Source organism: Nostoc parmelioides FACHB-3921, from assembly GCF_014696625.1.
GTDB classification, from domain to species: Bacteria; Cyanobacteriota; Cyanobacteriia; order Cyanobacteriales; family Nostocaceae; genus Trichormus; species Trichormus parmelioides.
Window position 1 is genome coordinate 222,321 of the sequence record NZ_JACJQL010000001.1, and the last position, 12,261, is coordinate 234,581.

The 12,261-nt window shown below is 39.0% G+C and carries 12 protein-coding genes; 7 read left to right on the forward strand and 5 right to left on the reverse strand.

Annotated elements, in window-relative coordinates:
- Positions 1-102: 102 nt before the first annotated feature.
- Positions 103-387 carry a DUF7219 family protein gene (locus H6G14_RS00875; protein WP_190565266.1) on the forward strand — a complete coding sequence of 95 codons (285 nt, stop codon included), beginning with the start codon at positions 103-105 and terminating at the stop codon, positions 385-387.
- A gap of 115 nt (positions 388-502) precedes the next feature.
- Here the strand turns inward: H6G14_RS00875 and H6G14_RS00880 are convergent, their stop codons facing one another.
- Both H6G14_RS00880 and H6G14_RS00885 read right to left on the reverse strand, forming a co-directional pair.
- A complete protein-coding gene (locus tag H6G14_RS00880) occupies positions 503-3,082 on the reverse strand; it encodes a GAF domain-containing protein (protein WP_190565267.1) in 2,580 nt (859 codons plus the stop codon).
- Between the two features lie 150 nt (positions 3,083-3,232).
- A complete protein-coding gene (locus H6G14_RS00885) occupies positions 3,233-4,369 on the reverse strand; it encodes a glycosyltransferase family 4 protein (RefSeq protein ID WP_190565268.1) in 1,137 nt (378 codons plus the stop codon).
- Positions 4,370-4,948: 579 nt separating this feature from the next.
- Between H6G14_RS00885 and H6G14_RS00890 the strand changes: the two genes are divergently transcribed.
- On the forward strand, positions 4,949-5,818 hold the full coding sequence (locus H6G14_RS00890; protein WP_190565269.1) for a zinc metalloprotease HtpX: 870 nt from the start codon (positions 4,949-4,951) through the stop codon (positions 5,816-5,818).
- 51 nt (positions 5,819-5,869) lie between these two features.
- A complete protein-coding gene (locus H6G14_RS00895; RefSeq protein WP_190565270.1) occupies positions 5,870-6,298 on the forward strand; it encodes a nucleotide exchange factor GrpE in 429 nt (142 codons plus the stop codon).
- Between the two features lie 111 nt (positions 6,299-6,409).
- Here the strand turns inward: H6G14_RS00895 and H6G14_RS00900 are convergent, their stop codons facing one another.
- Positions 6,410-7,234, reverse strand: coding sequence for a phosphate/phosphite/phosphonate ABC transporter substrate-binding protein (locus tag H6G14_RS00900; protein WP_338421174.1), 825 nt, complete (start codon positions 7,232-7,234; stop codon positions 6,410-6,412).
- 142 nt (positions 7,235-7,376) lie between these two features.
- On the opposite strand from H6G14_RS00900, the gene H6G14_RS00905 reads away from it, so the two are divergent.
- Positions 7,377-8,279: a c-type heme family protein gene (locus tag H6G14_RS00905; protein WP_190565271.1), complete on the forward strand. Its 903-nt coding sequence runs from the start codon at positions 7,377-7,379 to the stop codon at positions 8,277-8,279.
- A 260-nt stretch (positions 8,280-8,539) separates the two neighbouring features.
- On the opposite strand, the gene H6G14_RS00910 is transcribed toward H6G14_RS00905, so the two are convergent.
- Together H6G14_RS00910 and H6G14_RS00915 are read right to left on the reverse strand one after the other, a co-directional pair.
- A complete protein-coding gene (locus H6G14_RS00910) occupies positions 8,540-9,925 on the reverse strand; it encodes a serine/threonine-protein kinase (RefSeq protein WP_190565272.1) in 1,386 nt (461 codons plus the stop codon).
- Between the two features lie 373 nt (positions 9,926-10,298).
- Positions 10,299-10,565 carry a hypothetical protein gene (locus H6G14_RS00915; protein ID WP_190565273.1) on the reverse strand — a complete coding sequence of 89 codons (267 nt, stop codon included), beginning with the start codon at positions 10,563-10,565 and terminating at the stop codon, positions 10,299-10,301.
- A gap of 463 nt (positions 10,566-11,028) precedes the next feature.
- Between H6G14_RS00915 and gvpA (H6G14_RS00920) the strand changes: the two genes are divergently transcribed.
- The 3 genes from gvpA (H6G14_RS00920) (at position 11,029) to gvpC (ending at position 12,161) form a co-directional block, all read left to right on the forward strand.
- Positions 11,029-11,244, forward strand: a complete 216-nt coding sequence (gene gvpA / locus H6G14_RS00920) for a gas vesicle structural protein GvpA (protein WP_011316976.1) — start codon at positions 11,029-11,031, stop codon at positions 11,242-11,244.
- A gap of 104 nt (positions 11,245-11,348) precedes the next feature.
- Positions 11,349-11,564, forward strand: coding sequence for a gas vesicle structural protein GvpA (gene gvpA / locus H6G14_RS00925; protein ID WP_010996411.1), 216 nt, complete (start codon positions 11,349-11,351; stop codon positions 11,562-11,564).
- A 207-nt stretch (positions 11,565-11,771) separates the two neighbouring features.
- Positions 11,772-12,161, forward strand: a complete 390-nt coding sequence (gvpC, locus tag H6G14_RS00930) for a gas vesicle protein GvpC (RefSeq protein WP_190565274.1) — start codon at positions 11,772-11,774, stop codon at positions 12,159-12,161.
- Positions 12,162-12,261 lie beyond the last annotated feature (100 nt).

Below are 12,261 nucleotides of genomic sequence, written 5' to 3' on the forward strand. Positions count from 1 at the left end.
TTAAGTAATTAGCGGTCGTAGTACTGTATTTATACTGAATTACAGTTGAGAAGGCTACTATAAACTCATCTTGAGATGTTAAACATAAAGGAGTTAAATAAAATGGAGAAAAGCATAATGAGCAAAGACAATTTTCTCTATCCTCGTGGTCGTTATTACGGCCAAGTCAAGCCAGAAAATTTAGTTTTCAACGCTAATTTACAGGAATTTGCCCAAAGAGTAAGTTATATTTGCAACTTAGAGACAGGGGGAAAGTTATCGCCAGACGAAGCTTACGACCAAATAAAAGCTTTGTGGAAACACTTAAAACGCACCAGAAAACAACTGCAAATCGGCGAAAATCCATTTCAAAATGGAGACGATGACTCTGAAGGTGCTGAAAAATGAGAGAGGGGAATCAATTCAAAATTCAAAATTCAAAATTCAAAATACCCTACGGGTTCTCCGCAGGAGTACTAAATTCAAAATTAACTCCCTGTTCATCACTCAACACTTAGCAATCCTATTTGGTGAAAATTGTCCATACGCCGTCCCATTGAGGAGGTGGTGGAGTTTGTTGATAATTGTAGGCGCGTTCTAGGTGAATATTGACGGCTTGGTCTGTGGGTCGAATATGTTTAGCTGAGTGAAAACAAGCGATCGCCTGGGTAAAATCGCGGCATAAGTAGGCAGTCCGACCATTATGATAGTGAAAGAGGAACTCTTGAGTGTTGTCATCTAAGGGAGTATTGCGATCGCTAATTAACTCATAGATATTTACAGCTTGGTGTTTCCCTTTCACGCGGATTTTATCTAACTGGCGTACCCAAATGCGATCGCTGCATAATTGGTAAGTTAACTCGCTGAGGATAATATCACAGCCATATTCTTTGGTAACAGTTTCCAAACGAGAACTTAAATTGACACTATCACCAATGACGGTGTAATCCATGCGCTTGTGAGAACCGATATTACCTGAAACTACTTCTCCAGAACTAATACCAATACCGATTTTGATTTGTGGTTGTGCCTGAATGATGCGTCTTTGATTGAATTCCTTCAAACGTTGGCGCATATCTAAGGCTGACTGTACTGCTTGCCAAGCATGATTCTCTGTCAGTGGTAATGGCGCACCAAAAACAGCCATTAAAGCGTCACCGATAAATTTATCCAGTGTGCCTTCATAATTGAAAACTGCTTCAACCATTGTTTCAAAATATTGATTCAGGAGTGATACCACTTCAGCCGCACCTAGATTTTCGGTAAGTGTGGTGTAGCCTCGGATATCTGAAAATAAAATGGTCACCTCCTTGCGTTCACCGACCATTAAGGCATCTTCTCCCAAAGCCATTACTTGTTCAGCGACATGGGGTGTAAGGTAGCGGTACATAGTAGTTTTGAGGCGCTTCTCTTGACTAATATCTTCCAAAACCACCAAACCACCACGAACACCACCTTCTGGGTTAGTCAAGGGATTAACGGTGAGATTAATACTGCGTTCTAAGATTTGTACTTCTTCTGGGGTGAGAAACTGCGGCTGGGGAACTTGGGGTAAATTCCAGGGAAGAAAAATCTCTGGGTTGGTGCGATCGCGTACTGTCAAAATAAAGTAATCTTGAGTTTCATGCAAAACCCGACTTTCCGACATTTGTAATTGATAAATTCCCACGGTCAAACTTTGTTCTGGCACATAATGTCTAGCACCACTTTTTAAACTATCTTCTAAGCGCATCTGCAAATTTTCAATTGGTACAATTTCCCAAACTACGCGACCAATTAAATTTTGTTCCCACAGCAGCTTATTATTTTTATGATTAGCATCTCCCAAAGGACAGCCCAGTAATTCCAAGGCTGCATCATTAATTGTGACAATTCTCCCGGCCATATCTGTAGAAATTACAGCATCTGACAAGCTTTGTAAAATGTCTTTTTGATATTGTTTTTCTAGTAATACATTTTCAAATAAACGAGCATTTTCTAAAGCAACTCCCGCTTGAATATTAAAAGCCCGCATAAACTCTTCATCGGAGGCCGTAAAACTTCCTTGTTGCTTATTAATTAACTGTGTTACTCCGATCAATTCATTGGCTGAATTAAAGACTGGCAAACACAAAATATTTCTGGTTAAATAGCCTGTTTTTCTGTCGGTTGTAGGATCAAATCGGGGGTCTTTATAAGCATCAGCAATATTCAACGCATCCCCTGTAGATGCCACATAGCCAACAATACCACGATTCGCCGGAATCCGAATTTCTATTAACTTTGTGGTATCTGCTGCTACTGCTACTTTAGTCCAGAGTTCCCCCATTTCTTTGCGATACAGAAATAATGTGCTGCGGTCTGCCTGCATCAAAATTCGGGCTTGTTCCATCACTATTTGCAAAGTAGCTTCTAAATCTAAACTTTGCCCTAGTGTTTGCGTGGCGCGTAAAAGTGCTGTGACTCCCCGTTGATTGCGAGCTGCAACATAAAAAGATTGACAGGTTTCTAAAATAATCCCAATAGAAGCAGCAAAATCACGAAAAGACTCTTCATCATCTCGATTGAAGGGGATATTTCCTGTCTTATTCGCTAATTGTACGACTGCGACAATTTGATCTTTACTGCTAACAACAGGCATACATAAAATATTGTTAATCTTATAGCCCATTTGTCTCTCTAATTCTGGGCTAAACAAAGGATGGGTAGCAGTTTCAGAAATATTTAAATATTGGCCTGTACTAGCAACATGACCAGGAATTCCCACAGTGATAGGAGTACGAATTTCTAAAAATTTCTGCCCATTATCTTGAGGAACTTTTGACCACAATTGACATTTATCATGGTCAACTAAGAAAATTGCTGTGTGTTCTGCTTGGAGAATTTGACCGATTTTAAGTGTGATTGCTTCTAACACTTTCTCTAACATATTCTCTAGAGCTTCATTATTAATGAGTTCAATTGCTCTAAGAAACTGTTGAAATTCCGCAGTGATAAAGTCTAGTAAGCAAACAAATTCGTTAACAGAAAGGTCTTTGACCCGACGCAATAAAGCGTGGGTACGATTAACTTGAGTCAGTTCTGTTAACGAAGCCAAAACGCTACCAGGATTGGGAAGAGTCATTAGTTATTGGTCAGTTGTCCGTTGTCCGTTGCTGATAGTTTTCTTTTCCCCTGACTTAAAAGAGGGTGTAGGGGTGTAAGGGTTTGGGGGTGTAGGGGAAAGATATCTTTCATCCATGACTGTGAAATTTTTTCATCGGGACTGCTTTTTTCAACCAACTTTTGCCAACTTTTCTTTCATCAACACTTTCTGGTAATAATCTTGTAGCTGACGTGTAGCAGCGGCCCATCCCCACCTTTCGGCTTCTCGACGAGCATTTTGACGAATATTATCACGCTCTTGGGCGTTTTCTAAAAGGCGGACGGTTGCATTAATGGCATCTTGAATATCGGCTTTTGGGTTGAAAAGATAACCATTTACCCCATCTGTGACGATATCAGGAATACCACCGGAACGGGCTGCGACTACAGGACAGCCAGCCGCCATTGCTTCTAGTAAGACTAAACCGAGGGTTTCTGTGCGAGAGGGAAAGATAAAGGCATCGGCGCTGGCAAAAGCCGCACCTAATTCACGTCCGGTGAGATAGCCGACGAAATGAGTATTTGTACCGGAGAAGTGTTTTTCTAATGCTTGGCGGTGGGGGCCATCTCCCACCAGGGCTAATCTCGCTTGGGGAATTGCTTCTAGAATGGGTTTGATGCGCTCAATTTCTTTTTCCGCAGAAAGACGACCTACATACAATAATAGGGGGTTTTCTGGGTGGTTTTGTGACAGGTGCGATCGCATCTCTAAACTGGCTAAATCCGGGTGAAATAATTCTGTGTCTACTCCCCGTTGCCATAAATCCACTCGTTCGATACCGTGTCCTGATAGTTCTGCCACCATCGCTGTGGAAGTACAAAGATTTAAAACAGCCTGATTGTGCGCTCCTTTTAGCAGTTCCCACAGCAACCCTTCTAGCATTCCTAAACCATAATGTTGCAGATATTGCGGTAGATGAGTATGGTAAGAAGCTACTAAGGGGATTTTTTGGACTTTACTGTAAAAAATTCCTGACAAACCTAACACTGCCGGATTTACAACATGAATAATATCTGGTTGAAACTCTTCTAAGGCATAACCAATAGCTGGGCGAGGAAGTGCCATTTTTAACTCTGGATACAGAGGCAAGGGAAAGCCACTAACGCCATAAACTTTCGCTCCCTTATGTTCAGTGATTCCACCGTCAGGGGCAATCACTAAAACTTCATTTCCCAGACGTTGTAAATGATCAACGGTGTGGCGCAAGCGTGTCACAATACCGTCAACCTTAGGCAAAAAGGTTTCGGTGAATAAGGCAATTCTCATACAAAACTATGCAGTAACGGGAGATAGTCCCAACTTCTGTTGAATTTCGATATCTACAACAGAGTAAACCGTCTCCCGTAGTCTAATCAATTCGTACAGCCAGATTTTATTTTTTGTCGGCCGGGTGTCCAGCAAGATGACGGGTATGAGACTATTTTTTATTAAAGCTGCGAGAAACCCCGTCCCCTTGTGGGTGAGGAGTTTTAATCAGGACTTACGCAACTGGCACAATAGTAAGGCAAGTCAGATGTGGAAAATCCTCTAATGTGTACGAAATTATTAGGGCTAACGCACCCTACTGGCGTGGCAAGCCTTAAAAGTTGCATTAAAACTCTCTTGAATATTAATTAATAAATTAATTAAAAAATAGTATTCGATAATACATTAATTCAAAAATTAGATTTAATAATTAGCATGATATTATTGCCACGTGAGACGGAAAACCGTACTCATGTTGGAGCGCAATTTCTACCTGATAAATCCCTGTTTAGATAGATAAAATCAAAGTGCAACTCAAGTAATCTAGTTGTCTATAAAAGATTAAAAAAATCAATACAGCATTAGCAGGAGAGCGCAAATATGGGAAATCAATTTAAAACGCTTGCTTTGCTTGCTGCCCTCAGTGGCTTATTAATTGCTATCAGTTATTGGGTAATTGGCGGTAGTAGCGGCTTGATTATTGGCATTGGCTTGGCGGCAGTGACAAACCTGCTTTCATGGTATCAATCAGATAAAATTGCCTTGGCAGTTTACCGCGCCCAACCTGTGAGTGAAAGTCAAGCGCCAAGACTTTATCGCACGGTGCAGAGATTATCACAACGCGCTAATATTCCCATGCCAGGAGTGTATATTGTTCCTGGTCAAACTGCTAATGCTTTTGCGACAGGAAGAGATCCAGAACACGCGGCAGTGGCTGTCACCGAAGGTATTTTAAATATATTGCCAGAAGATGAATTAGAAGCGGTCATCGCCCACGAACTTACACATATTATTAACCGCGACACATTAACACAAGCTGTAGCTGCTACTGTTGCCGGTGCTATCTCTTTCTTGGCACAAATGGTGAGTTATAGCTTATGGTTCGGCGGAATAGGTGGACGAGATAACGAAAGAGGCGGAAATCCTTTAGGTGTTTTGTTAACTGTTGTGCTTGCACCCATAGCAGCCACTATCATTCAGCTAGCTATATCCCGTACTAGAGAATTTTCTGCTGATGCTGGTGCTGCCAAATTAACAGGTAATCCCCGCGCCCTAGCCCGCGCATTACAAAGACTAGAAGCCTCAGCGCGACAAATGCCTTTAAATGCTAACCCAGCTTTTGAGCCGCTATTAATTATCAACCCCATTTCTGGGCAGTTTTTAGGTAACTTATTTTCCAGCCATCCATCCACCGAAGCAAGAGTTCAAGCATTGCTGAAGTTAGAAAAACAACTACCGACAATAGCTTAGGTAGTAGATAACTATCGACTGTTAACTCATGACTCCAAGGATATTTCAACTATGAATGCTGACAACATCGAAATTATCGAATCTGTGGAAATTGTTGAATCTACCGTGGTGGTAGAAATTAGTCCTCAAACTGATGAAATAGTGGAAGCGGAAATGGCTGGGGAAACTGACGAAGTAAAGCGCGAAACTAAAGCGCTGATTGAAGCACTCAGAAGACGCGCGCAAGCTGAAGCCGAATCAGCAGGAACTTTCACCCGCGAAACTTACTTAAACGCTGTTCGCAAGATTCGAGAAAATCTTGATCGGGAAAGAATTATGGATCGCAGCGATCGCTTAGAATACTTTTGGGCTGTTTTGAAGGACGAAACCGAAAAAAACTGGCACTTAATGATGAAAGATTTTGTAGATTTTAGTGTACGTCTACAAAATGCCGCCAAAGCCGCCTGGGAAGCTTTTAATGCCCCTCGCCATCAAGGTTAGGTAATATTAAACTACCACAAAGCCCTACCTTATTTTGCTATCAGCCAAAATGAGGTAGGGTTTTTAGCAGTGATGCTGTCAATACTTTTCTCAACTCTCGCCAACAAAAATTTAAATTGTTTTATTAAATAACTGCACAGGCTTACTTTGTAATTGAGAAGCAATTGGTTGTACTCGTTCCACCACACTAATCATATATTTGTAATCTGGGATTGGTGCATTGGGTATATAGCCAATCTCTTGAGCTGAAGTTGAAGGAAACTCACTCATAACTTTGCGAATGAATTCCTGGCGTTTGCTTTCTATAGTTGATTTCATCAACACAACACCAGGTGGAACATAGTGGGGGTCTGTGTAGAAAATACGAAATTTAGTTCCTGGAAATTTTGACCTATAAAGGTTAAATTCTGCCATAGAAACAGCACCAGCTGCTGCTCTTCCTTCAGCTACCCATTCCATAATAGTTATTGGTGTAGGTGCAGACAAAATTTCAGCCAGCGTTAAACCATAGAGATTATAAAGGGGTAAATAATATCCTGTAGCTGAACCTAATTGTCCTAAAGCTACTGTTTTACGCTGTAAATCTTGTAAATCACTGATATTGCTGTCTTCACGGGTAATGAAAACACAACGCAAATTAGTCACACCAATTAAAGGGAATAGAGGAATATATTGATAGCGGGAAATCGCTATAGCTGCTATTCCTGGCGGAGCAAATACTAATGACCAAGCACGAGATTCTAGGCGCTCAATCGCTTTATTTTCATTAAAAGTAGGTTCTAAAATAATCTTAGCTTTTGTTTTTTCTCCTAAATAACGCTTAAAGCCAGCATACTGATTGATTATTTTGGCTCCACCATCATAGTTAATTACACCAATAGTTAATAAACCATTAGATTGCTGTTGAGATGTACAGGCATTAACTATTAAGAAAATTGATTGTCCAAAAAAAAACGCCGTGAAAACTTCCTAGACATTACTAATTTTAATTAATAAACTATCTTGCTTTTATCAGCTATCTTCGCTAAAGTATTTTACTACAATCCTTGATAAAGCTTTATCTAAAAAACTTACACTAATGTTAAAAAAAATAAAGATTGGTACAAAATTCAACTTACTATTAACTATTGTTTTTATCATTAGCATTGTAGTAAGTGGGGCTGCTTTATCTAGCATACTCCAGAATCGAGCGCAAACAGAAGTAATTTCTAAAGCTTTGGTGCTTTTGAACACAATGACTTCTGTAAGACAATATACACAAGATAGAGTCAGAAATTTGCTGTTGCCTCAACTAGAGACACAAGCAGCCTTTATTCCAGAAACAGTTCCAGCTTTCTCTGCAACAGAAGTATTTGAAAATTTACGCAAGAATGAAAAGTATCAAAATTTCTTTTATAAAGAAGCCACACTGAATCCAACTAATTTAAGAGACAAAGCCGATACCTATGAAGCGGCGATCGTGGAACGCTTTCGCAAAAATCCTTCACTACCAGAAATTGCTAGCTTTCGCACCTTACCTGAAGGGACAGTATTTTATATCGCCAGACCATTGGCTGTAAAAGAACAAAGCTGTTTACAATGCCATTCCACACCAGAAAAAGCACCCAAGAGCCAATTGTTAACTTATGGTTCAGAAAACGGTTTCGGGTGGCAACTAAATGAGATTGTCGCAGCTCAGATTATCTCTGTTCCTTCGGAAGAAGTATTTAATAATGCTCAAAGTACTTGGTTAGGAATTATGGCATTTTTGGTTGTTATCTTTGCCATAGTTGTGATTATAATTAACTTTCTCATTAAGAAAACTGTAATTCAGCGCATTAGAAGAATTGAAAACATCGCGCAAAGAGTTAGTACTGGAGACATGAGTGCAGAATTTGAAGATAAAACTAATGATGAAATTGGCGGTTTAGCAGCAGCTTTTAATCGCATGAAATACAGTTTAACAATAGCTATGGATATGCTAAATAAACAAAATGAATGAAAACTAAGCTATTCTGCTTTTAAGTTGCACAATCCATCGTGAGTACTGTTAACTGTTGACAGTCAACGTTCAACAGTTAACAACCCTTATTAGTAGTTATATAATTTAGCCGCGCATCAGCTTATTAAGGAACTTCCAGATCAAAAACATCCAAGATTTAAGGTGCATCAGTTTCTTAGAATTTAACTATACTCAGAAGTTATTTATACTGCTGCACCTTAACAAAACACCGATTTCAGATAATTTATTCATATCAAGTTTTAAGACAGTAATCGCTGCTGGAATTGCAAAGCTTTTTGAGCATCAGGAATTTCATCCGATACAATTTTAATAAATTCGGCACGAGAGGTTGTTGCACTAGCAGATTTCTTTGCTTTTTGAATCAGAAAAATAGCAATTGGGCCAATTAAGTCTAGTAATTCCCGTTCACACTCACGTACCAAAGTATCACTAATACCAGAGTTTGTAGTTGGTTGGTTTTTTTCTGGTACATTCTTAGAGATATTCTCGTATTGAATGGTTGGTTGCTCAAGGAGGGGTTTTACTTTTTTCTTAAACTCAGTTTGTTGATTGGCTGTTAAATGTAAAGCCAAACTATCGATCAATTCTTGATAACTAGAAGCTGATGCTGTCCTTCGTAATAACGTTGGTGCTATGGGGCCGACGAAAGTTGTGAGTATATTTTCTAGATAGTTATACTGTTCTACAGAAAGAATAGAACTATTGCTGCTATGTAACCCCAATCTTTGCTGTTGGGATAGAGTAAGCTGAGGCTGTTGTGTCAATGTTGATGGTGCAACAGTTATTTGAGTTTCTGCTTGAAGATGAAAATTTTGTTGTAGCGCCTCTAAAACTTCTGTAGCCGATTGGTAGCGGAGTTTAAAGTTATTTAGCACCATTTTAGATAACACAGATGCTAACACAGGGCTAACTTTTGCTCGATTTTGCCAGAGAATTTCTCCCGATAAGGGATCTTCTGCTAGTTCTCTGGGATGTACTCCTGTTAATGCTTGAATACAAACTATACCTAGAGAATAAATATCACTGTTGAGATGGGGTTTACCTCGGAACTGTTCTACAGACATATATCCTGGTGTGCCTATAGCAACAGTCATTTCTGTTTGTCCGCTAATTGCGCTTATTTGCGTTTGGACTTCTTTAACTGCTCCAAAATCTATCAGCACTAACTTACCATCATGTAGCCTTCTGAGTATATTTTCCGGCTTGATATCTCGATGAATCACTTTGTGAAGATGAATGAATTGCAAGATATCTAAGGCTTGCTGTAGAAGTGTTATGACTTTTTTTTCTGTCCAAGGTTGATTAGGTGGCATTTCTGCTTTTAATGAATGCCCATCAATAAATTCTTGTACCAAAAAAAATTCTTGATGCTCTTCAAAGTATGCTAAAAGACGAGGAATTTGATCATGATGCCCCAGTCTTTCTAGTGTTTCTGCTTCGCTGGTGAATAGCCGTCTGGCCGTTTCCATAAACTCTGGGTTATGAGTTACAGGTTGAAAGTGCTTGACTACACATTTAGGTTGACCAGGGCGTTGAGTATCAAGTGCGATATAAGTTTTACCAAATCCACCCCCGCCTAACATTTGACGGATTAGATAACGACCGACTAGTAAAGTGCCTAACATTGCATGACTTTTTTAAGTCTTACATTCATCTTGACATAATTAGGGCTTACGTAGCCAGGTTGTCTGTTGAGACCGGGTGTAAAGGTATAGGGGTGTAAGGATTTCAAACATTTATACCCTTGCTTATACCCTTACACTCTTGTCCAAACCCTTGGTCTTTCGTTTTCATGAGTAAGTCCTAATAATTACTAATACTAGCGAATAAAATCTCATGAAGGAGTTAGGTAACTATTTTAACTTATAAATATTTGTTACGTAAGGGCTGGTTAATCTTGTCTACGCAGGGAACGTAGACAATAATCGCACAAAAATTCGATATGGCAGACTAAGTTTTACTTAGTCTGTGAATCTAAGCTGACAAATACTATTGAAGCTAACCTTCTTGAACTCGGTGTTCAAATTCCTCACGGGTTTTTTCAACTATGACCAGAGAAGAAGCATATATTTCTTGGTGTTCCTGTTTCAACCAATTTAAAAGACGGGACAGTTGGGCATTTCTTAAATCTAGGTCTGTTTGAAAAATAACGGAAGTTGCCATTGATTGAGCATATTGGACTGGATGACCTTGATTGATGAAATGAGCAATTAAACCTGCGAAGGCTTCTTGGCGTACTGGATCAGAAGTAGCTTCCATAGACATTGTTTTTGTTCCAAGATAATTATTGAAGATATCCTATGTTATTTCCTAAAGGCTTAAGTAATAGCAATACTACCTAATTTAAAAAACAGATTTAAAAAAAACGACTGTGTATTTACTGATTCAATTACCCATTAAAAGGAGGTGACACTACTAACTGCTATTTTTCCGGAAAAAAATTGTAAAGACTGACTAATTTTTAAAGTTTACATTAAAGTATACAAAGCAAACAATGTTGTAATTTAAAACTTACATTTGCATAAAAACCCATGCAAAGCAAACATATAATCAACATCAAAGCTCTCATTTATTGTTAAAATGTTTTCATCTTTACATTTCTTAAAACTTTTTATACCTGCAAAGTATTTACATCCGAAAAACCTGTGTCTAATATTAATTCAGTAGCGAGTAAAGCGAACGCCGAGCTTAATACTAAAAAATCAACAATGAGTTAAGGTCTAAAAACATGGCAGTCGAAAAAACTAATTCTTCTTCAAGCTTGGCAGAAGTTATTGACCGTATCTTAGATAAAGGTATCGTTGTAGATGCTTGGGTACGTGTTTCTCTAGTTGGTATTGAACTACTTGCAATCGAAGCTCGTATCGTGGTTGCTTCTGTTGAAACTTACCTGAAATATGCAGAAGCTGTAGGTCTAACACAATCCGCCGCTATGCCTGCTTAATTATTAAGTAGATTCTAGAATATCTTAATTCCTAATAGGAAGTTAAGATATTCTACTCCCGACTAGATAAATGTAAACACAACTATAGCTTAAGGTACAAAATCATGGCAGTCGAAAAAACCAATTCTTCTTCAAGCTTGGCAGAAGTTATTGACCGTATCTTAGATAAAGGTATCGTCGTAGATGCTTGGGTACGCGTTTCCCTAGTTGGTATTGAACTACTTGCAATCGAAGCTCGTATCGTAATTGCTTCCGTTGAAACCTACCTGAAATATGCAGAAGCTGTAGGTCTAACACAATCCGCCGCTATGCCTGCTTAATTATTAAGTAGGTGTAATAAAATCAGAATTATTGCTTAAATAATTCTGATTTGTAATCTGTTTTTGTGAAGTAGTTTGATACTTTTCAGTCAGATTTATCAAGGGACAAAGCGTAAGCATAAGTATTGTTTTAGCTACATTTATTGGATATCAATTATCCAGTAAATGTAGTTAATTGACGATTGTCATAATATTGCGGAGAACCTCATGACGGCTTTAATGGTAAGAATCCGGCAAGAGCATCGGTCGATAGCTGAGGAAGTAACTCAACTATTTAAAGAGACTCATGAATTCTTGTCCGCTACAACAGCACACAGACAAGAGCAAGCCAAAAAGCAGGCGCAACAGCTACATCAGTTCCACTACAACCTGGAGCAAACAACCCACGAGTTTTTAACAGAAACCACAAAACAAAGGGTTGCTCAAGCTGAAGCACAGGCAAAGTTTTTGCATAAGTTTCACCAAAATCTAGAGCAGTCTACCCACGAGTTTCTAGCAGAAACAGCAAAAAACAGAACTGAGCAAGCCAAAGCACAAAGTCAATATCTGCAACAATTTCGTAAGGATTTGTTTGCTAGTATTTTTGGCACATTTTAGTCCTGAGTCCAACCTCTTAACTAAAGGAGTTAACACCTTTTCTCTAAATTAAGTCTACAAATCAGTTTCTCCTGCTCCGTGCTGCCTATTTGTAGATATA

Excerpts from the sequence above, each read along its gene's own strand:
- gvpA (WP_010996411.1), top strand. The coding sequence starts at position 11,349 with ATGGCAGTCGAAAAAACCAATTCTTCTTCAAGCTTGGCAGAAGTTATT.
- H6G14_RS00880 (WP_190565267.1), bottom strand. The coding sequence starts at position 3,082 with ATGACTCTTCCCAATCCTGGTAGCGTTTTGGCTTCGTTAACAGAACTG.
- H6G14_RS00890 (WP_190565269.1), top strand. The coding sequence starts at position 4,949 with ATGGGAAATCAATTTAAAACGCTTGCTTTGCTTGCTGCCCTCAGTGGC.
- H6G14_RS00875 (WP_190565266.1), top strand. The coding sequence starts at position 103 with ATGGAGAAAAGCATAATGAGCAAAGACAATTTTCTCTATCCTCGTGGT.
- H6G14_RS00905 (WP_190565271.1), top strand. The coding sequence starts at position 7,377 with ATGTTAAAAAAAATAAAGATTGGTACAAAATTCAACTTACTATTAACT.
- gvpA (WP_011316976.1), top strand. The coding sequence starts at position 11,029 with ATGGCAGTCGAAAAAACTAATTCTTCTTCAAGCTTGGCAGAAGTTATT.
- H6G14_RS00910 (WP_190565272.1), bottom strand. The coding sequence starts at position 9,925 with ATGTTAGGCACTTTACTAGTCGGTCGTTATCTAATCCGTCAAATGTTA.
- H6G14_RS00915 (WP_190565273.1), bottom strand. The coding sequence starts at position 10,565 with ATGTCTATGGAAGCTACTTCTGATCCAGTACGCCAAGAAGCCTTCGCA.
- gvpC (WP_190565274.1), top strand. The coding sequence starts at position 11,772 with ATGACGGCTTTAATGGTAAGAATCCGGCAAGAGCATCGGTCGATAGCT.
- H6G14_RS00895 (WP_190565270.1), top strand. The coding sequence starts at position 5,870 with ATGAATGCTGACAACATCGAAATTATCGAATCTGTGGAAATTGTTGAA.
- H6G14_RS00885 (WP_190565268.1), bottom strand. The coding sequence starts at position 4,369 with ATGAGAATTGCCTTATTCACCGAAACCTTTTTGCCTAAGGTTGACGGT.